Here is a 24102-nt window from a genome sequence, read left to right as displayed (position 1 = left end):
GAACGATATGGGAGTTCTATGAGAATTAAATTATTCTCTATCAAAGATTACAACATAAGAATTAAAATGTCTACCTATTTAGAGATGCAAATGTAAAGTTTCAATGTATTATTTTTTCGAAATAACTTAACAAAGTTCGTGAATGTTACATTTCTTGTGTTATATAATAAAAAATGTATATAACACAAGGATTATTTTGAGTATTTGTTTTAATTTTCGTTCAAATTAAATTATTCAAATATATCTTAACTAATGAATTTCGGAGGTAGTTTATCATGTTTTGGCTACAATTTCTTACGTTACTACTCTGCATTTTTATTGGCGCACGCCTAGGCGGAGTGGGTCTAGGAGTAATGGGTGGCGTTGGTATGGCAATACTTGTTTTTGTCTTCCACTTACAACCTACAGCTCCTCCTATTGATGTAATGCTTATGATTTTAGCAGTAATTACAGCTGCCGGTGCACTGCAAGCCGCTGGAGGAATGGACTACCTTGTTCATCTAGCTGAGAAAGCATTGCGAAAAAATCCAAAGCGCATTACATTCTTTGCTCCAATTGTTACTTATTTATTTACACTGTGCGCAGGAACTGGTCACGTTGCTTATTCTGTACTTCCTGTTATCGCAGAAGTCTCTCGCGAATCTGGGATTAGACCGGAACGACCAATGTCAATTGCCGTAATCGCTTCCCAACAAGCAATTACAGCTAGCCCTATATCAGCTGCAACAGTTGCACTTTTAGCAATGCTAGCTGACTATAAAATCACCTTATTAGATATTTTAAAAGTAAGTATTCCTTCTACCTTCATCGCTTGTATGGTAGCTGCATTTGTCGCTAGCAAAATGGGGAAAGAATTAAATGAAGACCCTGAATACTTGAAACGTTTAAAAGAAGGAATGATTCCTAAAATTGAAGAGAAGAAAGAATTTGTTGGTTTAAAAGGCGCTAAACTATCCGTTATCCTTTTCTTAGTAGGAACTTTCCTTGTCGTACTTCTCGGTTCATTTGAAGCACTTCGTCCAGGATGGATGGTTGACGGGAAGTTAATTCGTCTTTCCATGCCAAACACAATTGAAATGGTTATGTTAACTATCGCAGCTCTTATTATTATTTTCTGCAAACCAAATGTAGAAAGCATCGTGTCTGGTAACGTCTTTAAAGCGGGGGCAACAGCTGTTGTTGCTATTTTCGGTATCGCTTGGATGGGAGATACTTTCTTTAACGGAAACTTAAATATGATTCAAGGATCAATTCAGCACCTAGTAACAAGTGCACCATGGCTATTTGCCATCGCATTATTCATTCTATCTATTTTACTATATAGCCAAGCAGCAACAGTACGTGCTTTAATGCCTCTTGGATTATCACTCGGTATTCCACCAGCGCTACTAATCGCAATGTTCCCTGCAGTAAATGGATATTTCTTCATTCCAAACTATGGAACAATCGTTGCTGCCATTAACTTCGATCGCACTGGTACAACAGGTATTGGGAAATATGTTTTAAATCATAGCTTTATGATTCCAGGCCTAATCGCAACATTCACTTCTATCGGAATTGGAATGCTTTTAATATCAATTATGTTTTAAAGAAAAAGCACAAACCTACATTTTTAAAGGGTTTGTGCTTTTTTAATCAAACGTTTGTTTAAATACTTTTGGCTGTCCATTCCTCCATTATGTTCTTTAATATTTGTGTGAAGTCCGCTGGGAAAAGATGCCCCAAACCTTCTCTCACAATTAATTTACAGTTCACATTATATTCCTCGAACATTGACATTAATTGAAGTGTGTTTTCGTAAAATAGATCTTTGTCTCCCGTAACAATACATCCTTCTACATTCGTTATATCATTTGATACAACTATACTTTCAATTGCCTTAACATCTCGAATAGCAGGTATAACTGCAATAAATTTTTGAGTCGCTAACATATTCTTTAACGCTAACTCTATCGCTATATTTCCCCCTTGAGAAGCTCCCGCTATGATGATGTCCTCCAAGTTATATTTATTTACAAAATCATTAAAAGTTTTCATAACGTCTTTTATAGCTATTTCATGATTATCCCAACTATACGACTTCATTCCATGTATTTGTGAGGATTGGGAAAAACCTAATATATACTCATGTAGTATTTCTTCTTCACACCAATATGGTGCAAAATCATCTATATTTGATCCTCTCCAATGTAAAGAAAATAGACTAGCCTTCGCTTTTTCATTTCCATAAGTAAATAACTTCGGGTCAGCTGTTAACTGCTGTTTTTTAAATATTTCTTCACACTTTTTTACTATTACTTTAAAATCCGCTTTATCTTGTAGCACCTTTAAGTCTTCATCATACATAAGTGTATGGGGATTCCACCAAATCCCTTTTTGCATAGCTCCATTTAAAATAGCAATTGCCTCTTCACCCTTGCCTTCTACTGAATATGCACAAGCTTTCCAAAAACTCGTTTTATCTATTCTTTCAGGAAATTCTCTTTCCGCTTCATCTATACATCTATAAATGGCATCAAATTCCCCTTTTCCAAATAAACGAAACAACTCATTTTGCAACGCTACAAACCTTTCTCGTTTCAAATAATCCCCCCTATTTCTAATTACTAATATCAAAAAAGCTATGTAGCATTTTAATACTACATAGCTTTTTTCTACAAACTCTTACTTACTTCCTCTACTAATTTCTTCGTACTTTCATACGGAGATTCAGCTAAACTAATCGCGGAAATAATAGAAACGCCGTCCGCACCTGCTTCTATAACTGACGCTGTATTTTCAATTGTAATGCCACCAATCCCGACGATCGGTATTGTAATTCCTTTCTCTCTAAAATAAGCTAAACCTTTCGTTCCTTGAACTGCTTTCGTATCTTTTTTTGTACTCGTTGGGAAAATAGGGCCAACACCTAAATAATCAGCTCCGTTTTCAATTGCCCAGCGTGCTTCTTCAATTGTATGTGTAGATACACCAACAATTTTATCACCCATTTTTTCACGAACAGAAGTAATTCCTTCATCATCTTGGCCAACATGCACGCCATCTGCATCTAACTCCATAGCTAGTTCCACATCATCATTTACGATGAATGGTACACCGTACTCTTTACAGACTGCTTGTAGTTCTTTCGCGAAACAAATACGTTTCTCTCCCGTTAAAGCCCCTTCCCCCTTTTCACGAAATTGAAAAATTGTTATACCACCTTCAAGTGCATCTCTCAATACTTGTAGTGGCTCCTTCGCACAATTGTTACTTCCCATAATAAAATATACTGATAATAATCTAGACATTTCAGCCTTTGTAATACAGGGCATCTAGTTCACCTCCTTACTATATAAGCTCAATCTTCCCATACTTCTCAATATCACCCGAAGTGGTATTCGCTAACTGATTTAAAAATTCAATTTGGAAACTACCAGGTCCCTTTTCCACTGTCTTAGCAGCTGCCAGTTCCGCAGCTACACCATAAAACGTTAATGCCGCTACTGCTGCCTTTACATAATCCTTTTCTACTGCTACAAATGCTCCTATTACAGAAGTTAGTAAACAACCAGTTCCCGTAACTTTCGTTAAAATAGGGTGACCATTTCGAATAAGGATCGTTCGTTCTCCATCTGTAACAACATCTTCTTTTCCAGTAATCACCGCTACTGTATTTAATTCATCCGCTGCCTGCCTTGCAATACTTACGACATTGCCATTTCCAACACCGGCGTCTACCCCTTTAATTTCCCATCTCTCATTAATAACGTTCGCTATCTCAGCTGCATTTCCGCGGATAATCGCTAAATCAATTTCAGCCGGAATATGTCTCGCAACTTCTGTTCGATACGATGTTGCTCCTGCACCAACTGGATCAAATAGTACTGGTACATTATTCACATTTGCTGATTTACCAGCAAGTAACATCGCTTCTACCTCTTCAGGACGAAGTGTACCCATATTTAAAACAAGAGCTCCCGCAATGCTAGCCATTTCTGCTACTTCTTCTTTTGCATACGCCATTACAGGCGATGCTCCTAACGCTAACAAGCCGTTAGCTGTAAAATTTGTTACAACAACATTTGTAATATTATGCACGAGTGGATTAGACTCTCTCACCAAATCCACTACTTTACTAATTTCTTTCATATTCATCCTTTTCATCTCCTAACTATAGTGATGGGAGATACACAAAAAGGCACTTTGCGCGTACGCAAAGTGCCTGAACATGTGCTTTTACACTCTCCCTACGCTGGCATTATCCAACAGGTTCAAATGGTCAATGACGGATTAGTCATACTCTCAGTTTGCATCCACAAACTCCCATGTGTTTATTATTCATCTACTTCAAAGTCTACTCTTATTCTAGTAAAATAACAAGTTCTTTACTTTTATATTTCATATAGAAGCAACTGATAAAACAATACGCATAATAAAGTGAAACTTTAATCAGTGGGGGCTTTGTTCATCCCCCACTGATTATTAGTTGAACCAATCGGGCTTTTATGGGCAGTTGATCCCCTACCTAACTTCTTGGCTTCCGCTGAATTTTGAGGTAGGGGTCTTACTGCCCGTTAATGCGGGATAAATAAGTATCTATTTCTCATAGTCTCATCATGGCGCATATTATGTTCTGTCGCCATCATTCACCCTCAAACAGATGTTATCCCACTAAAAAACGTTCAAATCTGGAGCGAAACTGAATCTCAAGAAGATGTATGCTATAGTTAACGTATGGAAATTTGAAAGGATGTTTTAAATATGGTAAAAAGCGTTGTAATCGCTGAAAAGCCTTCCGTTGCACGAGATATTGCGCGTGTACTTAAGTGTGATAAAAAAGGAAATGGCTACCTTGAAGGTAGTAAATATATTGTGACTTGGGCTTTAGGTCATCTTGTTACATTAGCAGATCCGGAAAGCTATGATGTGAAATATAAAAAGTGGAATTTAGAAGATTTACCGATGCTACCTGAGCGTTTGAAATTAACTGTTATTAAACAAACAGGAAAACAATTTAATGCTGTAAAAAGTCAGCTGCTTAGAAAAGATGTAAATGAAATTATTGTAGCGACAGATGCTGGACGCGAAGGCGAATTAGTCGCACGTTGGATTATCGATAAAGTTAAAATACAAAAACCTATTAAGCGTTTATGGATTTCATCTGTTACTGATAAAGCAATTAAAGATGGCTTCGCAAATTTAAAACCAGGTAAAGCATATGACAATTTATACGCTTCGGCTGTCGCACGTTCAGAAGCTGACTGGTACATCGGTCTTAACGCGACTCGCGCTTTAACGACTCGCTTTAATGCCCAGCTGAATTGCGGCCGTGTACAAACACCTACTGTCGCTATGATCGCTAATCGTGAAGATGAAATAAAGAACTTCAAAGCTCAAACTTACTACGGTATCGAAGCACAAACAACGAATCAGTTAAAACTAACTTGGCAAGATGCAAACGGCAATAGCCGCAGTTTTAATAAAGAAAAAATTGACGGTATTGTAAAAGGTTTAGATAAGCATAATGCTACTGTTGTGGAAATTGATAAAAAACAGAAGAAGTCATTCTCTCCTGGTCTTTACGATTTAACTGAATTACAACGTGATGCAAATAAAAAGTTCGGTTACTCTGCGAAAGAAACATTAAACATTATGCAGAAATTGTATGAACAACATAAAGTGCTAACGTACCCTCGTACAGATTCGCGTTACATTTCATCTGATATCGTTGGAACACTTCCAGAGCGTCTAAAAGCATGTGGCGTTGGAGAGTACCGTCCTTTAGCACATAAAGTATTACAAAAGCCTATCAAGTCTAATAAGTCATTTGTTGATGATAGTAAAGTAAGTGATCATCACGCAATTATTCCGACAGAAGGATACGTTAACTTCTCAGCCTTCACAGATAAAGAACGTAAAATTTATGATTTAGTTGTAAAACGTTTCTTAGCCGTTTTATTCCCAGCATTCGAATACGAGCAACTAACGTTACGCACAAAAGTTGGCAATGAAACGTTCATCGCACGTGGAAAAACTATTCTACATGCCGGTTGGAAAGAAGTATATGAAAATCGTTTTGAAGATGATGATATAACTGATGACGTAAAAGAACAACTTCTACCTCACATTGAAAAAGGCGATACATTAACTGTAAAGTTAATTATGCAAACATCAGGTCAAACGAAAGCACCTGCACGTTTTAACGAGGCAACTTTACTTTCAGCAATGGAAAATCCTACGAAATATATGGATACGCAAAATAAACAACTTGCTGATACGTTAAAATCAACTGGTGGATTAGGTACTGTAGCGACACGAGCTGATATTATCGACAAGCTATTCAATTCATTCTTACTTGAAAAACGTGGTAAAGATATTCACATTACCTCAAAAGGCCGTCAGTTACTTGATTTAGTTCCAGAAGAGTTAAAATCACCTACACTAACTGGTGAATGGGAACAAAAGCTTGAAGCAATTGCGAAGGGTAAACTGAAAAAAGAAGTATTCATTTCAGAAATGAAGAACTATACGAAAGAAATTGTTTCTGAAATTAAATCAAGTGATAAAAAATATAAACATGACAACATTTCAACGAAGTCTTGTCCAGACTGTGGTAAACCAATGCTGGAGGTAAACGGCAAAAAAGGAAAAATGCTCGTTTGCCAAGACCGTGAATGTGGTCATCGTAAAAATGTATCTCGTACAACAAACGCTCGTTGCCCACAATGTAAGAAGAAGTTAGAATTACGTGGTGAAGGTGCCGGACAAATTTTCGCATGTAAATGTGGCTATCGCGAGAAATTATCGACATTCCAGGAGAGACGCAAAAAAGAATCTGGAAGCAAGGCTGATAAGCGCGACGTTCAAAAATATATGAAACAACAGAATAAAGAAGAAGAACCATTAAACAACCCGTTCGCAGAAGCATTAAAGAAATTAAAATTTGATTAAACAAAAAGGTTCCTACCTCTATCGGTAGGAACCTTTTTTTATTAATGAATAATTTTACTTCCTTTTGCGTTCTCAACAAACTTTTCACTCGATTTGTTAATTGGTGTTTTCAATAATAACGCAGCGATAACGATGACTACTACGAACACACTTAATACAAGTAAATCTCTAATAACTATATCCCAAAGCATGCCACCTACTGTTTCACGAATTGCACTAATTGCATATGTGAATGGTAAGAACGGATAAATCGCTTGGAAGAATGGTGGTGTCATTTGAATTGGGAACGTACCACCCGATCCTGCTACTTGAAGCACAAGTAAAATGATTGCCATCGATTTCCCAACGTTTCCGAAAATAGAAACGAGTGAGTACACGATACAAACAAATACTCCGCCAATAAATAAACTAAATAACACAAACCAGAATTTATCGACTACGTACGTACCGAGTAAGAATATATCCCCCATCGATACGATAAATGCCTGCGAAAGACCTATCGTTAAGAATGTTAATAAACGTCCAAAGTATATTTCATGGCTCTTATAATTCGCGCCCTCTTCATGTACTTCTACCGTTAATAACGAAACCATTAATAGTGCGCCTACCCATAATGCAAGCACTGTGTAGAATGGTGACATCGCTGAACCGTAGTTCGGCATCGCAAATAACTTATTCTCTTTTAAATTTACTGGATTCGCGAAGTAATCACTTTGCTTTTCAACATCATTTTTCAATAAGCGTATGATATCTTTTATATCCTCTTCTGATTCAAAATCACGAATTTTATTTGCTAATTCTTTAATCTTTTTCTCAGTAGCTGGCATTTCAGCTTTAATATCTGCAATTTTCTTTTGACCATCTACTAAGCCTTTTGATGAGTCTTCAAGTAATTTTTTCACATCTGGAAGCTTCTTATCTGCCTCGCCTAAAATTTGAGATGTATTTTTAGACATCTCTTTTGTACGAGCAATTGCTGCATTGAAATTCGGAGTGATTTCCGAGTCATATTTAGCTAAAATGTCACCAATTTGGCCCGAAACATTTTTAGACACTTGATTAATACTTTCAATAACATCTGCTGCTGGTTTTTGACCTTTATTAATAGCGTCAATTCCTTTATCAGTTAAATCCATTCCTTTTTGCAAACCATCTTTTGCTTTATTTAACTTAGCAATTGTGCCATTAAGATTTTTATCACTATTCACATCGCCCAAAACTTTATTTGTACTTTCCATAACCGGAATCATATCATTAACTAAATTCCATCCTGCTTTGAACTGTCCATTTAAATCATTTAAGGCTACTTTTGTAGAATCTAATCCATTAACACCTTTGTTACTTAAGTCTTCTCTTGCTTTTTCAAGCTCCGTTTTTAATCTGCTGTAATCATTTACAGCCTTATCATATTTTTCTCTACCATTGTCTAATGCTTCATTTGTTTGGTTTACTAAATCATTTGCTGCTTTTATATCTTGATTTAAATTCCCTCTTAACTGCTGAGCGTCTTCTTTTACATTTTCAGCTGTGTTTTTCAATTGCTCAGCTGTGCTTACTGCTTTTTCGAAATCTGCTACAAATGTTGCATTATAATCCTTTTCAGCTTGATTTACTAAATTATTTACTGTATCTAATTTTTGATTCACAGCATCTCGCACATCTTGTTTAACTTCTTGTCCGGAACTAATTAAATCTCCTACATGCTTAACTCTATTGTTAACATCCACCATAGAATTTTTAAGCACCGTTAAACTTTCTACTCTGTTCCCAAAGAACTGTTTACCAAAGTCCGTTGAAGCTGATTCTTTAAAAGTTGTAAAGAAATCAATTAAATATGAAACACTATCAATACGGTCTTGGAGAAGTTTTGAAGCATCCTGAACGTTTTTCTGTGCTACAGCTGGATCCACGCCCTTATTTTGAAGACCATCCATAACACTTTTCACATATGCCGTTCCAACACGAGTAGAACTAAAAACATTATTTACAGTTTGATCAATATTTTTAGCAATATTTTTATACCCCTCACCATTCACTTGCGGTAACGCTGGAATTTCTGGTATTTGTGGTACGTGCGGAATAGTTATATTAGGCAACACCGGGAATTTAGCCGGATCTGGAAGTGTCAGATTAGAATCAAATGATGGATTTTTTAAGAAATCCGTAATTGCTGCCGCACTATCTAAACCTTGTTGCATTACAATTAAATTATTCTTAATTGTTCCAGGTGCACGTTTCAATGTTTCATCATTTCTCGCAAAGAATTTATCTAAATTCCCTAACGCTTCTTGCCCATCATTCATAACACTTTCTACAACTGGCAACTCCTTTTGCGCTACTTTCACAACATCTTCTGCCCGAGTCGCATCATCTAATGCCTTATCCACAAGTGTATTCATTTCTGGGAATTGTGCTTCTAACTTAAAGACAAGATCCTTGACCTTCTCAATACTCGGTAAGTTAGTTTCTAAATCGATTCCAAGATCGTTGAAGATTTCAAAAATCTCGCCGTTTGCTGTTTTAACAAAGTTTTTACTAATCTCTTCTGTCAGCCCCGATGCACCTTTAGCTGTAATCTTCGGCGCAATGGCATTGACCTTTTCATTTACGTAATAATCAATTTCTGGTTTCTGTGGATTTTCATTCAAGACTGTTGCAATCTTTTCAGAGAAATCCTTTGGAATAGTAATACTTGCAGAATAATCTCCACGCTCTACCCCATAAATCGCTTGCTTTTCATCAACAAACTTCCACCCAAAATTTTTGTCCTTCTTAAGTGAATCTACAATTTCTTTCCCGATGTTAATATCTTTCCCTCTTAAATTTGATCCAACATCTTGGTTAGAAACTGCAATCTGGATTCCTTTCGTATTTCCATAAGGATCCCAAGAAGCTTTAATGTTAAACCATGCATATAACGATGGTAAAATCATTAATCCTAAAACAATAACAATCGCAGCCCAATGTTTGGCCACATTCCGTAAGTCTGTCTTATAAATACGCCAAATTTGTTTCATATAAGTTATCACCTAATTATATATTTTTCCTTCTTTAGAAAATGATACATGCATTTTGCAATTATATCACTTTCTACATCGTGGATTAAACGAAAACACACTATTTTTCCCATTAAATATTTCACTTACTTCATTATATAACGAAGTAAAAAAAGTATGCATACAAAATGACCAAATTAGTTTTACATTCAATAATAACAAATATATAGGAAATGTCATAAAAAATACAAGTATTTTCTCTTGGCAATACTTGTATTCCTCAAAAAAATCCTCACAGCTTTTCATCATCTGTGAGGATTTCTTCTATTATATATCTACTTGTACTTCTACACCGAAATGATCTGAAATTACATTTCTGTTCGTACCATTAAAAATGACTTTTGAAGAACGAACTTTTTCACTTTGGTTACACAATATTAGATCGATTCGTAAGTTATGTTTATTTTCATCCCAACCAGCAATCTCACCTTGGACAGTTGTTCCTTCATCCTTCTCTATTGCTAGTTCATATGTGTCATACAAACCTTTTTGCATCATATATTCATAACCTTCACCTTGTAAACGGGCGTTATTATTAAAATCACCCATTAAGAAGGAAAGTTCATTACTATCTACACGCCCCATCAAACGATTAACTTGATCTTTGAATGATTCTTCTTCATCATTCCACCAACCGAGGTGGCAAGAGTAAAACGTTATGTTCTTATCATTATAAGCAATTGTCGCACTTACAATTTTGCGTGTTTTCCAATACGTTGTATCCTTATTTTCTGAAATAAAGAACGTATCTTCCTTTACAACATTATGCTTCGTTATAATCGCTAATCCTTCTTCATACACATCATAACCAATATGAGAGAAATCCCAAGTAATATTGTAATCTTTTACATGTAACGCTTTTAACTCTTCTAATAGTAAAAGTCCAAAATTATCTTCTTTCTTGTTACCGCATACATTTCCAGCTTGTATCGACTGACTTACTTCTTGCAATGCGATGACATCGTACTCTTCTTCTTGAATGACTTTAGCAAGATATTTTATCTTTTCCATTTGATTCTCTTCTTGCCAAGAGTGACAGTTTAAAGTTAGCAATTTCATCTTATTACGCACCTAACATATCTTGAATGTCTGACTTTAATACATCAGCTTTCGGACCATATACTGCTTGTACACCTTTATCTTTTACGATAAGTCCTAAAGCACCATTTTGTTTCCACTGTGCTTCTGGTGCAACAACATCTAAATCTTTTACTGTTACACGTAAACGCGTCATACAAGCATCTACGTCAGCAATATTTTCTTTACCCCCTAATAAATCAATAACTTTTGTTGCTAATGAACCATCCTGTACATTTCCTGTTCCTTCTGATGACTCATCTTCATTATCAATATAGTTACCTGCACGTCCTGGTGTTGGTAAATTGAATTTTTTAATTAAGAAATTGAATAATGTAAAGTTCAGACCGAAGAACACTAATGAAACGATAACGAAATTGATTAAATCTCTTGTTAGTCCTGCATTAACCATCATCGGTGTACGAGTAATTAATTCAATAAATCCAAACGCGTGAACACGTAAGTTAATTAAATCTGCTAATGCGAATGCAAGTCCTGTTGTAATTGCATATACAACATATAATACTGGAGCAATAAACATGAACATGAATTCAATTGGTTCTGTTACACCTGTTAAGAATACTGCTAATGCAGCCGATAAGAACATTGGTTTATATTTTGCACGTTTTTCTTTATCAACATTACGGAACATCGCGAAAGCAATACCCATTAACGCTGCTGTTGAGCCAATAACTTGTCCAGCTTTGAAACGAGCTGGTACAACGTTATTTAATAAATCGTTATATGCTTTCGTATCTCCATTTGCTAGTAAATTATTTAAGTCTGTAATCCATGCAAGCCATAAAGGATCTTGTCCTGCTACAATTTGTCCAACTTTTGAGCCAGTTAACATCGTATATGTTCCGCCTAGCTCTGTGTAGTTCATCGGAATCGTTAACATATGATGTAATCCAAATGGTAATAATAAACGCTCTAACGTTCCATATACAAATGGTGCAACAACTGGTGCACTATCTTTAGATGCTGCAATCCAGCGACCGAATTCATTTAATCCACTTTGGATGAACGGCCATAAAAGTGATAATACAATTGCAGTGACTGTAGACCAAACAATTACAACGAATGGTACGAATCGTTTTCCATTAAAGAATGCTAATGCCTGTGGTAGTTTGTTATAGTTATAATATTTGTTATATAAATTAGCTCCTAAGAAACCTGTGATAATCCCTACGAAAACTCCCATGTTTAATGCTGGTGCACCAAGTACAGAAGTGAAGTAATCTTTTACAACTAAATCTCCTGCTAATACTGAAGAAACTGTAGCTTTTGAATCCGTTAACATTTCAGCGTTTACGCCAAATATAGCTCCTGTAATTCTGTTTGTTAAGACGAATGCTAATAGCGCTGCAAATGCACCACCTGCACGATCTTTCGCCCAAGATCCCCCAATTGCTACTGCGAATAAGATGTGTAGATTTGTAATAATTGCCCAACCGATGTCTTCCATTACGCGAGCGATTGTATGAACTGCGTTAATATCCCCAGCAGACATCCCAATTAACTTACCGATAGAAATCATTAAACCCGCTGCTGGCATTACAGCTACAACAACTAATAATGCTTTCCCGAACTTTTGCCAAAAATCAAAAGACGTAATTTTCATCTGTTCTTCCTCCCCTTTATTTATAACAACATAATGATTTAAATTATAATTTCTGTTTCTATTATGAAAACGATTCCTTATGCTACTTTATTTTTATCTTTACGCAACCGTTTTCATAAATCTATTTTAATAAAAGCGTTTTCACTTTGCAATAGAAATTTATTTTTTTTCATAAAAAAAGATGCTCTAAGAGCATCCTTTTTTATTATGAAATGCGATAAACCCTTGTTTCATAAGGTTTTAACGTGATTGAAGTTACTTGTTCATTTTCTACAACTTCATAGTTATTTAAAAGCAAACGTTTGCGTTCTAGTGCAAATAAACCCTCATTATACACAGCTACCTCTTTTGAGATATTACTAATTACAACAATTTTTTCATCGTTTAATGTACGAGTATATGCATAAATTTGTGGATCATCTTCTAAAAGTAAATCATACGTACCGTAATTCAGTACATCGTGCTCTTTTTTCAAGGCAATCATTTTCTTATAGAAATTGAAAATAGAGTTCTCTTCATTCTTTTGCTTTTCAACATTAATTTCTTTATAGTTTGGATTCATACCAAACCAAGATGCACCTGTTGTAAAGCCAGCATTCATCTCATCGTTCCACTGCATAGGTGTACGTGAATTATCGCGGCAAGAAGCCCATATAATTTCCATCATATCTTGATGTGATACGCCCTCTGCAATTTTCTCTCGATATAAATTTTTAATTGCTACATCATCATAATCTTCAATATTTGGGAATTGAACGTTCGTCATCCCAATTTCTTGTCCTTGATAAATAAACGGTGTACCGTGCATAAAGAAATACATTGCTCCAAGAGCTGTTGCACTTTCACGCCAATATTGTTTATCGTCTCCCCAAGTTGAAACGATACGTGGCTTATCGTGATTCTCAATATATAAAGCATTCCATCCTTTATTTTCTAACCCTTTTTGCCATTTCGTTAATACCTTTTTCAAACCTACAACATCAAGATCTTTCTTCTTTTCTGCATCCCATAAACTTAAATGTTCGAATTGGAATACCATATTGAACTTACCTTGCTCTTCTCCAACCCAAAGCTCAGCATCTTCAATCTTAACGCCATTCGCTTCACCAACAGTCATAATATCATACTTAGAAAACGTATTTTCTTTTAACTCTTCTAATAAAGGTTGAATACCATCCACATTCATATGTTTATCAAAAGATGGTACATACTTTAGTTCTTTTGGATTTGGCATATCTTTGAAACCATCTTCTTTTTTAATATGGCTGATTGCATCCACTCGGAAACCATCAATTCCTTTATCAAGCCACCAATTAACTGTATCGTATAACACTTCGCGAACTTCTTTATTCTCCCAGTTTAAATCTGGTTGTTTACGCGAGAATAAGTGTAAATAATATTGTCCTGTTACTTCATCATATTCCCATGCCGAACCATTAAAAATACTTTCCCAGTTGTTTGGTTCCGCACCATCTTTACCATCATGCCAAATATACCAATCACGCTTCGGATTGTCTTTAGATGAACGTGACTCAATAAACCATGGATGTTCATCACTCGTATGATTAATAACTAAATCAATAATAAGCTTCATATCACGCTTATGAACTTCATCTAGTAAAGCATCAAAGTCTTCCATCGTACCAAATTCATCCATAATATCTTGATAATCACTAATGTCATAGCCATTATCATCATTAGGTGACTTATACATTGGACAAATCCAAATTACATCTATACCTAAATCTTTTAAATAATCCAGTTTTGCAATAATACCTTGTAAATCTCCAATACCATCACCATTTGAATCCATAAAGCTACGCGGATAAATTTGATACGCAACCGCTTCTTTCCACCATGTCTTTTTCATAGTCATTCTCTCCTTTTGCATCCCATCAGAATTTTATGCAAACGTTTTCGTAACACTATCATAACAAAATATGAATAGTTTGCAACTGTTTTCATTGAACTCTATGTAGATTCCTTATTCTTATGCTTTATTTATTTCTCACAAAAGCAAATCTCATTCCTCACCTGCTCTTGTCCACGCACGTTACATATGCTCGGTTAAAGATTTACGAGAAAGCTTTATCAATTGGCCCGATATCGACATTAAAAATTGGCAAACTAGTTATTACGGCCCTAACTTTCAAAGATTGCGTAAAGTGAAAACCATATATGATCCTTGCAATGTTTTTCGTTTTCAACAAAGTATCCCTCCTTTTCATACGTAAAAAAGGAAGAACAGAATGCTGTTCTTCCTTTTTACATTGAAAATCGTTCAATTGTTTGTTTTAAGTCCGTTGCTTGCTTTTCTAAATCCTTTAACAATTGATCGATTACTGCCATATTTTTAGATTGTTGCAACGTCACACGTGCTACTTCTTGTGAACCAGCTGATGTTTCCTCAGCAATTGCTGCTACAGCCTTCGTCTGTGCTCCTGTTTGATGAATATGACTCACTTGTTCGTTCATATAGCCACTAATTTGCTTCGTTGCATCAGCAACTTCCATAATACTTGATGACATTTCTTTTAAAATTAATTCCGTAGCTTCCCCACGTTTCGCCTCTTCTTTAGCTGTTTTCACTTGCTCTGTCATTTTCAATGCGACTTGTTGCACTTCTTCTTGCATATTCCGTAATAATTGCGATATATTTCTTGCAGAATGATCGCTTTCATCAGCAAGTTTACGTACTTCTTCAGCTACAACTGCAAAGCCCCTTCCATGCTCTCCAGCACGAGCTGCCTCAATAGAAGCATTCAGTGCTAATAAATTCGTTTGACTAGCAATCTCGCTCACAACAGAAACAATATGTTCTACTTGTTTCATTCGTTCTTCTAACTTCTGTACATTTTGCATCGAATTTTCATTTTCTTTTGCCAATGTTTGAATACCTTGAATTAAAGAAGTAAAGACTCGTGTACTTTGCCCTAAAGCTTGAACCATTTCTAAAGACAACTCGTCAGACTGTTTTGCTTTTTCTTCTACTTCACTCGCAATAGAAGTTGTTGTATCAACAGCAGAAACAATCGCCTGAATGGAAGCTGCTGATTGCTCGGCGCCAGAAGAAATCTCTGCAAGGGTTTCAGACACACCTCGTGCTTGCTTTGTCGCTTCCCCCGTTTGCCTTCTAATTTGCTGAACTTGATTATTTGTATACGAAAATGTAGTATCAATATTTTTTACCATACCTCTTAAGTTCCCTAGCATCATATTAAATGCAACACTTAAAGATTTAATCTCATCATCAGTTTTTGGTAACGGGACATCTTCACGAATATCCCCATCGGCCGCTTTCCTTGCAGCCTCCTCCAACTTCCGAAGTGGTTTAATTAAAAAGATTGCTGCTCCATACGCTAAAATTCCAGACCATACTACACCTAATAACATAACGATAATATTATAAACAGTTTGACTTACATAACTTTGAAAATAATCGTAGATTACGTAAATAAAAAATATACTTGTTGAATATGTAATAAAAGCTAAAACTGTAGTAAATAGCATAAGTTGTGTACGTAAACCAAAGGAAAAAGTTTTCTTCTCCTTTTCCATTTCTCATTCCTCCCCATAAATAATATACATACTATCTATATATTATTATCCATATTTTCCTTATAGAAAGATATATCGATTTTTAATTTTTTATTTACATATTCATTACATTACTTTTTCTGTATATAATTTGAAAATAATGTATAATTTTATTTGGATGTCAATTATATACTCAACAAATAATTTAGGGTTAGGTGATTCTATGTTAAAGATTTTAAATCGTTTAAACGTTATAAACAGATTGATATTATTAGTAGCCGTACCCATTCTCTCCATATTAATTATTAGTGTTGTAAATTATATAAATTTACAACACATGCACAAACAAATTCAAACAGTATATGTGGATCGTCTACTCCCTATTAAATGGCTAGGCTCTATTGAGAGCAGCATGTACCAAGAGTTTAGTTATGTAAAGGAACTCATTATTACCGAAGATGAGAATCGACGTACTACAATTTTAAATAAATTAAATGATACAAATAAAGAAACTGAAAAATTACAAGCCCAATACGAAAATACATATATAACAGGAGAAGAAAAAAAGCTCCTCAATCAATATAAAGAAAAGCTAGAAAACTATAAAAAGCATCGGGCTCAAATGCTTGATCTCATTAAAGAGAATAAACTTAATCAAGCATATTCATTTTACCTAACTACAGTCGACCCTAATTTATCGGCTACAGTAGGTGCTTTAAAAAATCTTAGTGATTATAACGAAAAGTTAGCTGAAAGTTTGTATAACGAAAGCGAGCAATCTTATAAGCAAGTGATGGGCGTAACCATTATTTTATTCATTGCATGTTTAGTTCTTTGCATTCTTATCTCCTTATTTACTGCCAAATCTATTATTAATCCAATCAATTCATTACGAAGCATAATGAATACAGCTGGAAAAGGAGATTTAACCGTTGCTGTACCAAAACAATATCACCATGAATTTGGTCATATGTTTAATAGTTTCAATCAAATGCTATCAAATTTACGACAAATTATTAACAATGTGATTCAAACAAGCACAAAAGTCAAAAGCTCTACAAACCACATTGTTGAAACAGCAACCGTCTCCTCTTCTACTATGGATAACATTGCAAATACAATGAAACAGCTGTCTCACCATATTAATGATCAGTCTGCAAATATTAGAGATAGTTCTACAGCAATGGATGAAATAGCAAATGGAGTGCAAAGCATAGCTGAATCTTCTACAACGATTTCAAACTTAGCTATTTCTACTTCTGATAAGGCGAATGCAGGAACCGAAATCATTGAAAAATCCATTTCTCAAATGACAACTATCCATACTGTCATGGATGAAATATATAAAGTGGTAGATCAATTAGTTGTTCGTACACAAGATATCGATAAAGCATTACAAACTATTACTTACATTTCTGAACAAACAAATCTATTATCTTTAAACGCTGCAATTGAATCTGCCCGCGCCGGTGAACATGGAAAAGGATTTGCAGTTGTGTCCGAAGAGGTTCGTAAGCTGGCTGAACAATCCAAACAAGCAGCTAAAGATATAACAAAACTAAACTTACTCGTACAAGATGATACAAAAGATGTAGTCAACGTTATGGGGAAAGGACAACAAGAAATTCAAGAAGGCAGTCATGCCGTTCAAAATGCAAAATTAGCATTCCATAATATCGTGAATCATATTAATGAGGTTACAGATCAAATACAAGATATTACAGCAAGCGCAGAAGAAATGTCAGCAAGCTCAGAAGAAATAAATAGCGCACTTATTAATATCTCTTCAATTTCACAAAATATAGTTTCGGAGACTAATTATACATCCCAATCTTCACAAGCCCAGTCGGTATCCGTACAGGATATTACAAATATGTCTCTTCAAATGCAAAAACTTGTTGAAGAATTAGAAACGTTCGCAACTCAATTTAAAATTAAAAACTTGTAAACATAGGAAAGACCACCTAATTTAGGTGGTCTTTCTATTTGAATTATACATTCAGATTTACTTATATAAGAACTGTCCTCTGAAAAAAATGAAGGATTCTGACAATTTGTGGCTAATAACAGAAATAAGGGGGAAACATTTGTAAAATATATTTTTGACTGGGGGTTTTGTATGATTCAGGTTCGAAATCTAGTAAAATCATTCGGCTCGCTTGATGTTTTAAAAGGAATTGATTTACAAGTAAAAGAAAAAGAAGTTGTTGTTTTAATTGGTGCCAGTGGTTCCGGTAAAAGTACATTACTTCGCTGTCTTAACTTTTTAGAAATGTACGATGAAGGTGAAATTCGCTTACAAGGTGAACGAATTGATCCACAGCATTCAAATTTAAACAAAGTCCGTGAAAATGTCGGTATGGTTTTTCAGCACTTTAACCTCTTTCCTCATATGACCTCACTAGAAAACATCATAGAAGCACCTATCCATGTAAAAAAATTAGAAACGGTAAATGCAAAGGATATCGGAAATCAGATTTTGCAAAAAGTCGGCCTACAAGATAAAGCAGATGTAACTCCTCACCTCCTGTCAGGTGGTCAAAAACAGCGCATTGCCATTGCACGAGCTCTTGCTATGAATCCTAAAATTATGCTATTTGATGAACCTACCTCAGCCTTAGACCCTGAACTTGTTGGAGAAGTATTGCAAGTTATGAAAGAACTTGCTGAAGAAGGAATGACCATGATTATTGTTACTCATGAAATGAATTTCGCAAGAGATGTAGCTGATCGCGTCATATTTATGGATGACGGAAAGATTGTAGAGGACGCTCCGCCAGCACAATTCTTTTCAGCTCCATCACATGAACGAGCAAAACAATTTTTACGCAACGTTTTATAATGTAACTTCTGTTTCAAATGAAAAGAAATACATTCATACGGTGCACAACTAATTGTCCAAATAAAATATCTCAGTAACATACTTAAAACCATCCGTATGATCAATATATAGGAGGGGTTTTATGAAAAGAAAACTATTAACCATTGTTGCGAGTATTACATTATGTACATCCTTCATACTAGGAGCCTGTAGTAAGGAAAGTGCTACTACTTCTTCAAATGGTAAAAAAGAATTTCGTTATGCGATGAGTGGCTTATATAAACCTTTTAACTATAAAGAAAATGACGGAAAGCTTGCCGGTTTTGATGTGGAAATTGGTGAGGCACTTGCAAAAAAAATGAATATGAAACCCACTCCTATTACAAATCCATGGGAAACGCTAATTCAAGGTCTACAATCGAAAAAATATGATGCTATATTGGGCAGTATGGCAATTACAGAAGAACGCTTAAAAGCTGTTAGTTTCTCAAATCCTTATTATCGTTCTGGTGCCCAAATTTTTGTGGCTAAAAAGAATACATCTATCTCTTCTCCAGAAGATTTGAAAGGTAAGAAAATTGGTGTTGTAAAGGCTAGTACTTTTAAAGACCTTGTTGCAAAACATACAGATCAAATCACAGAATATGACAGCGATATTACTGCACTTATGGACTTAGAGCCTGGACGTATTGATGCAGTAATCACTGATCAAATGGTTGGTTTACGTATGATCAAAGAAGGTAAATCAAATATAAAAGAAGCTGGAAAACCATTAAATCTTGATGAAATGGGAATTGCTATTCGTAAAGATGATAAAGAAATGGTTGAGAAAGTAAATAAAGCTTTAGATGAAATCATTAAAGATGGTACGTATGAAAAAATCAGTAAAAAATGGTTTGGGCGTAATATTCTCGGCGAAGAGGAAAAAACGAAGTAAATTAGCTAGTCAAATGTTTCATACATTATGCCCCACTTTTTATGTGGGGTATTTCATTCCCTACCAAAATCCATACAATATGAGGTGACACATATGTTTGAAATTTTTATGTCTACTTATCCCACACTCTTAAAGGCTACTATTGTCACATTACAATTAACACTAACATCCCTATTACTTGGTTCACTAATTGGATTACTATTCGCTTTTTTTCGAATCTCTAACAATAAGATTTTAAATAGTATTGCTCATGTATATATCGCCATTATTCGTGGTACACCTTTAATTGTTCAAATTGCCATTCTCTATTTCGGTATTACATCGATTATTGTCTTCACTCCTTTTTGGGCAGGAGCAATTGCTTTAGCAATCCATAACGGTGCATATATTACTGAAATTTTCCGCGGTTCCATTCAATCTGTCGACCGTGGACAATTGGAAGCTGCTCGTTCTTTAGGTATGCCTTATCCTTTAGCAATGCGCCGTATTGTATTACCGCAAGCATTTCGTCAATCTCTTCCTCCTTTAGGAAATCAGTTTATTATTGGATTAAAGGACTCCTCTCTCGTTGCATATGTAGGATTGTCCGAATTATGGGGATCAGGTTTATCAATTGCTGCAAGTAACTTCCAACAATTAGATACATACATAATTGTTGGTTTATATTACCTCGTACTTGTTCTTCTATTTACTTATTTTGTTAATCTTTTAGAAAAACGATTACAACGAAAAGAAACAAATTCAGTTCAATTTAGCAAAAAGAATAAAAAAGAAGTCTCTTTATAAAAAAAAGCAAGCCTGAAATGGCTTGCTTTTTCACTGCAAAATATATCAATTTTTACTGATTTATTTTTTTAATACTCTCTTCTTCCTCTATATGGTCCTCACGATATGAAATATTATGAGGATCTAGTCCATTTCCTAAAGAACCATAGAAATGCTCTCTATGCGGATCCACTAATTCACTTCCTTGATAATACACACGTGGTGTATTCCATAGCGCTGCCAAAGCTTTTGTCATTGGCATCTCATGATAGCGTTCCGGCCACATTTCTTTAATTTTCTCTTTTACTAACGGATAGTATTTAGAGCTCATAGCAGGGAACAAATGGTGTTCTGTATGATATGAGAAATTGAAATGTAAAACGTCTACCCAGCGCGGCACTGTTACTGATAAACAGTTCGCTAACGGATCATTTACTGGAACAATTGGATTTAAGCGATGATTTGTTGCGATATATGCCATTACAATAAAGTTAGCAATTAACAATGGAATTACATATGCAAATAACCATTTTCCAGGTCCCATAATAAACAATAAACTAATCCAAACAGTCCAAGGCAAAAGAAGTTGAAGCCATACAGATTTTTGATTGGATGACTTAAAATCCTTTATAAAATGAAAGAACATTCGAGTCGAATGTAACGTAAATTGAATGGTTAGTGACAGAAAACTAAAGAATGAACGAACATGAAGAGGCATGTGATATACCCAGCTTAAAAACTTACTCTTTTTCAGTTTCTCAAGTGTAGGCCATGCATCTGGGTCATTCTCTTCATGTTGTGTATGAACATGATGCGTTGCATTATGCCACTTTCTCCAAAGCTTCGGGCCAGTTGATAATGGCATAAATGCTATCGCGCCTAAAAAATCACGAAGCCATGCTTTTCTTACAACAGTTCCATGTAAAATTTCATGTCCTAAAAATCCAAGTGAAGCAAAACATAATCCAAGAACAATCGCAATTCCTAGATTCGCCCACACATTCAATTCAAATACACCAATCGATATTAACCCCGCCAATGCCACAAGCAAATAAGCCAGTCCACCAAATAAACGAGTAGGAACTGGTTTAAATGCTTTTTTCGGCAAATGTGGTGATACACGTGCTGCATACCACCCAAACGTATGAAGCTCCTTCATCCTTTTGCCCCTTTCTTATGCCGCGCCTTGCGCAACTTACATATATCAATTCTTGCTTCCAGATTGATGTTACTAGGTGATTAAAAAAGCATCTATTATAAGGAAAATATACTCACTCTATCGTCACTTATTTTTCGCTTTTATTATCAATGAAAAACATTTCTCTTTTTACTCTCTATCAACCTTTCCACATGATGAATCATATCAATAGAATTTCCATATTGTCAATAACTTTTATGACCTAGTAATAAAAGTTGGTTATATTTTTATAATCATACTTTATTCCACTAAAGAAAAAACATAGATTTTATAAGGTTTTAACCATTATGCATATACATATGCTGACATACTATAGACTCTACCTTATTCAAGAAATCTCTGTGTAAACAACAAATAAACTCACCTGAATCTAGCTTTACACAACTCCTATCTCTTCATACCGACAATACCAAATAATTATATTGAAATAATTTTATCTTTCTTTTAATAAAAATAGACTCTCTCTAAAACAGCACACATGAATTTCATATCTTATGGAAATATTAAAAGGAAAATTGTTCTAAAATCGGGAGGTTTCTATAATGACAAGCGATACATTTCCACAATTCCCATTATCTTATTGGATTGAATCTACTCAAATCCCTGCTTTTCCCCCTTTATCCGAAAATATAAAGACGAAAGTTGCTGTTATCGGTGCTGGTATTACAGGTATTACTACTGCCTATTTACTTGCGAAAGAAGGCATCGATGTTGTTTTAATTGATTCTGGTCTTATTTTAAACGGAACGACTGGGCATACAACAGCAAAGGTAACAGCTCAACACGATCTTATTTATGATGAATTAGTAAATCATTTCGGTTTGGAAAAAGCCGGGCTTTACTATGAATCAAATAATCATGCTCTACAATTTATTAATGAAACTGTGCAAACATATAAAATCGACTGTAATTTCTCAAATGAAGATTCATTTTTATATACAACTACTGATAATGGATTAAGAAATTTATCGAAAGAATATGAAGCCTATCAAAAATTAAATATACCTTGTGACTATGTTCAATCTCTATCGATTCCAATTCCAGTACAATCTGCACTTGTCATGAAAAATCAAGCCCAATTCCATCCCCTTCTTTATTTGAAAACACTTTTAGAAAAGTTTGTAGAGATGGGCGGAAAAGTTTATGAACAAACAACAGCTATTGATGTGGAAAAGGGTGATTATCCACAAGTCATTACAAAGAGCGGACATCGCATCACTTGTGAATATGTTGTCTCTTGTTCACATTTTCCTTTTTATGATGCGAATAGCTTTTTCTTTACGCGAATGTACGCAGAACGCTCTTATGCTCTTGCCATTAAAGCAAAAACAGATTATCCAGGTGGCATGTATTTAAGTATTGATGATCCAAAACGCTCCTTACGCTATACAACAAACAATGGAGAACAATTAATTTTAATTGGCGGAGAAAGTCATAAAACAGGACAAGGAATAAACACGATGCTTCATTACGAAGCACTGTATTCTTTTGCGGAAGCAACGTTTGGAGTAGATGAAGTTCCCTATAGATGGTCAGCACAAGATTTAATCACGCTAGATAAGCTTCCTTATATCGGACATATTAACGAAAGAAATCCAAATATATTTGTTGCAACTGGATATCGTAAATGGGGAATGACAACTGGAACTGCTGCCGCTCATTTACTGAAGGACTCCATTCTAAAAGTCCACAATCCCTATAAGGAACTGTATGCACCATCACGCTTCCATGCAAATCCAGATATAAAAACATTCCTCTCCCAGAACATTGATGTTGCGAAACATTTAATTGAAGGAAAGATTGAAACCGCATTACGTAAGCCAGAAGATCTCGAAGTTGGTGAAGGATCTGTCGTACATGTTAATGGGAAACGAGCAGGTGCTTATAAGGACAAAGATGGGAAATTACATATTGTCGATACAACTTGTACACATCTCGGCTGCGAAGTTGAATGGAATAATGGTGATTGTACTTGGGACTGCCCTTGCCATGGTTCCCGCTTTTCAATTGAGGGAGATGTTATGGAAGGTCCAGCAGATCAACCGTTAAAACGAGTTGATAATGAGTAAACAAATAAAAAAGTTCAACAGGATTCCTGTTGAACTTCTTTATTTGTTATAAAATCTTTTCAGATAAACTTCGACATAAGAAGGG

General features: G+C 35.2%; 16 protein-coding genes, 2 pseudogenes and 1 riboswitch. Of the genes and pseudogenes, 8 read left to right on the top strand and 10 right to left on the bottom strand.

Annotated features, from left to right (window positions below):
* Window positions 1-275 precede the first annotated feature (275 nt).
* Window positions 276-1589 (top strand): anaerobic C4-dicarboxylate transporter family protein, encoded by a 1314-nt coding sequence (locus DN389_RS23865; RefSeq protein WP_000498712.1) that lies wholly within the window; start codon window positions 276-278, stop codon window positions 1587-1589.
* Between the two features lie 58 nt (window positions 1590-1647).
* Here DN389_RS23865 and DN389_RS23860 read toward each other — a convergent pair whose 3' ends face one another.
* The 3 genes from DN389_RS23860 to thiM form a co-directional block, all read right to left on the bottom strand.
* Window positions 1648-2583: an alpha/beta hydrolase gene (locus DN389_RS23860; RefSeq protein WP_097858169.1), complete on the bottom strand. Its 936-nt coding sequence runs from the start codon at window positions 2581-2583 to the stop codon at window positions 1648-1650.
* Window positions 2584-2654: 71 nt separating this feature from the next.
* Window positions 2655-3314, bottom strand: coding sequence for a thiamine phosphate synthase (gene thiE, locus DN389_RS23855; RefSeq protein WP_098191047.1), 660 nt, complete (start codon window positions 3312-3314; stop codon window positions 2655-2657).
* Window positions 3315-3330: 16 nt separating this feature from the next.
* Complete coding sequence (thiM, locus tag DN389_RS23850; RefSeq protein WP_097858171.1) at window positions 3331-4146, bottom strand: hydroxyethylthiazole kinase; 816 nt, start codon at window positions 4144-4146, stop codon at window positions 3331-3333.
* Window positions 4147-4209: 63 nt separating this feature from the next.
* Window positions 4210-4319, bottom strand: a riboswitch (TPP riboswitch).
* Window positions 4320-4743: 424 nt separating this feature from the next.
* Between thiM and topB the strand changes: the two genes are divergently transcribed.
* On the top strand, window positions 4744-6933 hold the full coding sequence (topB, locus tag DN389_RS23845; RefSeq protein ID WP_088121198.1) for a DNA topoisomerase III: 2190 nt from the start codon (window positions 4744-4746) through the stop codon (window positions 6931-6933).
* A 41-nt stretch (window positions 6934-6974) separates the two neighbouring features.
* Here topB and DN389_RS23840 read toward each other — a convergent pair whose 3' ends face one another.
* The 4 genes from DN389_RS23840 to DN389_RS23820 all read right to left on the bottom strand — a co-directional run bounded on the left by DN389_RS23840 (window position 6975) and on the right by DN389_RS23820 (window position 14560).
* Window positions 6975-9950, bottom strand: coding sequence for a YhgE/Pip domain-containing protein (locus DN389_RS23840; protein ID WP_000810108.1), 2976 nt, complete (start codon window positions 9948-9950; stop codon window positions 6975-6977).
* A gap of 306 nt (window positions 9951-10256) precedes the next feature.
* Window positions 10257-11048 (bottom strand): endonuclease/exonuclease/phosphatase family protein, encoded by a 792-nt coding sequence (locus DN389_RS23830; protein ID WP_000772009.1) that lies wholly within the window; start codon window positions 11046-11048, stop codon window positions 10257-10259.
* 4 nt (window positions 11049-11052) lie between these two features.
* Window positions 11053-12690, bottom strand: a complete 1638-nt coding sequence (locus DN389_RS23825) for a PTS transporter subunit IIBC (RefSeq protein WP_064056276.1) — start codon at window positions 12688-12690, stop codon at window positions 11053-11055.
* A 205-nt stretch (window positions 12691-12895) separates the two neighbouring features.
* The gene (locus DN389_RS23820) at window positions 12896-14560 is read right to left on the bottom strand and encodes a glycoside hydrolase family 13 protein (RefSeq protein ID WP_046953754.1); all 1665 of its coding nucleotides are present in this window, start codon (window positions 14558-14560) and stop codon (window positions 12896-12898) included.
* Between the two features lie 181 nt (window positions 14561-14741).
* On the opposite strand from DN389_RS23820, the pseudogene DN389_RS23815 reads away from it, so the two are divergent.
* Window positions 14742-14924, top strand: a pseudogene (locus DN389_RS23815) (BBE domain-containing protein); the annotation flags it as partial.
* A gap of 31 nt (window positions 14925-14955) precedes the next feature.
* Here DN389_RS23815 and DN389_RS23810 read toward each other — a convergent pair.
* Both DN389_RS23810 and DN389_RS29360 read right to left on the bottom strand, forming a co-directional pair.
* Window positions 14956-15882, bottom strand: a complete 927-nt coding sequence (locus tag DN389_RS23810; protein ID WP_472926202.1) for a methyl-accepting chemotaxis protein — start codon at window positions 15880-15882, stop codon at window positions 14956-14958.
* Between the two features lie 15 nt (window positions 15883-15897).
* Window positions 15898-16083 (bottom strand): annotated as a pseudogene (locus DN389_RS29360) (HAMP domain-containing protein); the annotation flags it as partial.
* Between the two features lie 367 nt (window positions 16084-16450).
* On the opposite strand from DN389_RS29360, the gene DN389_RS23805 reads away from it, so the two are divergent.
* The 4 genes from DN389_RS23805 to DN389_RS23790 all read left to right on the top strand — a co-directional run bounded on the left by DN389_RS23805 (window position 16451) and on the right by DN389_RS23790 (window position 20771).
* Complete coding sequence (locus tag DN389_RS23805) at window positions 16451-18175, top strand: methyl-accepting chemotaxis protein (RefSeq protein WP_149237682.1); 1725 nt, start codon at window positions 16451-16453, stop codon at window positions 18173-18175.
* Between the two features lie 171 nt (window positions 18176-18346).
* Window positions 18347-19069 (top strand): amino acid ABC transporter ATP-binding protein, encoded by a 723-nt coding sequence (locus tag DN389_RS23800; protein WP_149237681.1) that lies wholly within the window; start codon window positions 18347-18349, stop codon window positions 19067-19069.
* A gap of 121 nt (window positions 19070-19190) precedes the next feature.
* The gene (locus DN389_RS23795; RefSeq protein ID WP_046953749.1) at window positions 19191-19985 is read left to right on the top strand and encodes an ABC transporter substrate-binding protein; all 795 of its coding nucleotides are present in this window, start codon (window positions 19191-19193) and stop codon (window positions 19983-19985) included.
* 93 nt (window positions 19986-20078) lie between these two features.
* The gene (locus DN389_RS23790) at window positions 20079-20771 is read left to right on the top strand and encodes an amino acid ABC transporter permease (RefSeq protein WP_000461606.1); all 693 of its coding nucleotides are present in this window, start codon (window positions 20079-20081) and stop codon (window positions 20769-20771) included.
* Window positions 20772-20823: 52 nt separating this feature from the next.
* Here DN389_RS23790 and desB read toward each other — a convergent pair whose 3' ends face one another.
* On the bottom strand, window positions 20824-21909 hold the full coding sequence (desB, locus tag DN389_RS23785; RefSeq protein ID WP_000661211.1) for a Delta(10) desaturase DesB: 1086 nt from the start codon (window positions 21907-21909) through the stop codon (window positions 20824-20826).
* Between the two features lie 581 nt (window positions 21910-22490).
* Between desB and DN389_RS23780 the strand changes: the two genes are divergently transcribed.
* Window positions 22491-24017, top strand: coding sequence for an FAD-dependent oxidoreductase (locus DN389_RS23780; protein WP_046953747.1), 1527 nt, complete (start codon window positions 22491-22493; stop codon window positions 24015-24017).
* Window positions 24018-24102: the final 85 nt, after the last annotated feature.

The organism is Bacillus sp. AY3-1 (genome assembly GCF_008368785.1).
Classification (GTDB): Bacteria; Bacillota; Bacilli; order Bacillales; family Bacillaceae_G; genus Bacillus_A; species Bacillus_A wiedmannii.
This window is presented reverse-complemented; position numbering and strand designations above follow the sequence as displayed.

Bases quoted from the DNA above. Each gene is read 5' to 3' on its own strand.
- DN389_RS23865 (WP_000498712.1), top strand. From the start codon at position 276: ATGTTTTGGCTACAATTTCTTACGTTACTACTCTGCATTTTTATTGGC.
- thiE (WP_098191047.1), bottom strand. From the start codon at position 3,314: ATGCCCTGTATTACAAAGGCTGAAATGTCTAGATTATTATCAGTATAT.
- thiM (WP_097858171.1), bottom strand. From the start codon at position 4,146: ATGAAAAGGATGAATATGAAAGAAATTAGTAAAGTAGTGGATTTGGTG.
- topB (WP_088121198.1), top strand. From the start codon at position 4,744: ATGGTAAAAAGCGTTGTAATCGCTGAAAAGCCTTCCGTTGCACGAGAT.
- DN389_RS23840 (WP_000810108.1), bottom strand. From the start codon at position 9,950: ATGAAACAAATTTGGCGTATTTATAAGACAGACTTACGGAATGTGGCC.
- DN389_RS23830 (WP_000772009.1), bottom strand. From the start codon at position 11,048: ATGAAATTGCTAACTTTAAACTGTCACTCTTGGCAAGAAGAGAATCAA.
- DN389_RS23825 (WP_064056276.1), bottom strand. From the start codon at position 12,690: ATGAAAATTACGTCTTTTGATTTTTGGCAAAAGTTCGGGAAAGCATTA.
- DN389_RS23820 (WP_046953754.1), bottom strand. From the start codon at position 14,560: ATGAAAAAGACATGGTGGAAAGAAGCGGTTGCGTATCAAATTTATCCG.
- DN389_RS23810 (WP_472926202.1), bottom strand. From the start codon at position 15,882: ATGGTAAAAAATATTGATACTACATTTTCGTATACAAATAATCAAGTT.
- DN389_RS23805 (WP_149237682.1), top strand. From the start codon at position 16,451: ATGTTAAAGATTTTAAATCGTTTAAACGTTATAAACAGATTGATATTA.
- DN389_RS23800 (WP_149237681.1), top strand. From the start codon at position 18,347: ATGATTCAGGTTCGAAATCTAGTAAAATCATTCGGCTCGCTTGATGTT.
- DN389_RS23795 (WP_046953749.1), top strand. From the start codon at position 19,191: ATGAAAAGAAAACTATTAACCATTGTTGCGAGTATTACATTATGTACA.
- DN389_RS23790 (WP_000461606.1), top strand. From the start codon at position 20,079: ATGTTTGAAATTTTTATGTCTACTTATCCCACACTCTTAAAGGCTACT.
- desB (WP_000661211.1), bottom strand. From the start codon at position 21,909: ATGAAGGAGCTTCATACGTTTGGGTGGTATGCAGCACGTGTATCACCA.
- DN389_RS23780 (WP_046953747.1), top strand. From the start codon at position 22,491: ATGACAAGCGATACATTTCCACAATTCCCATTATCTTATTGGATTGAA.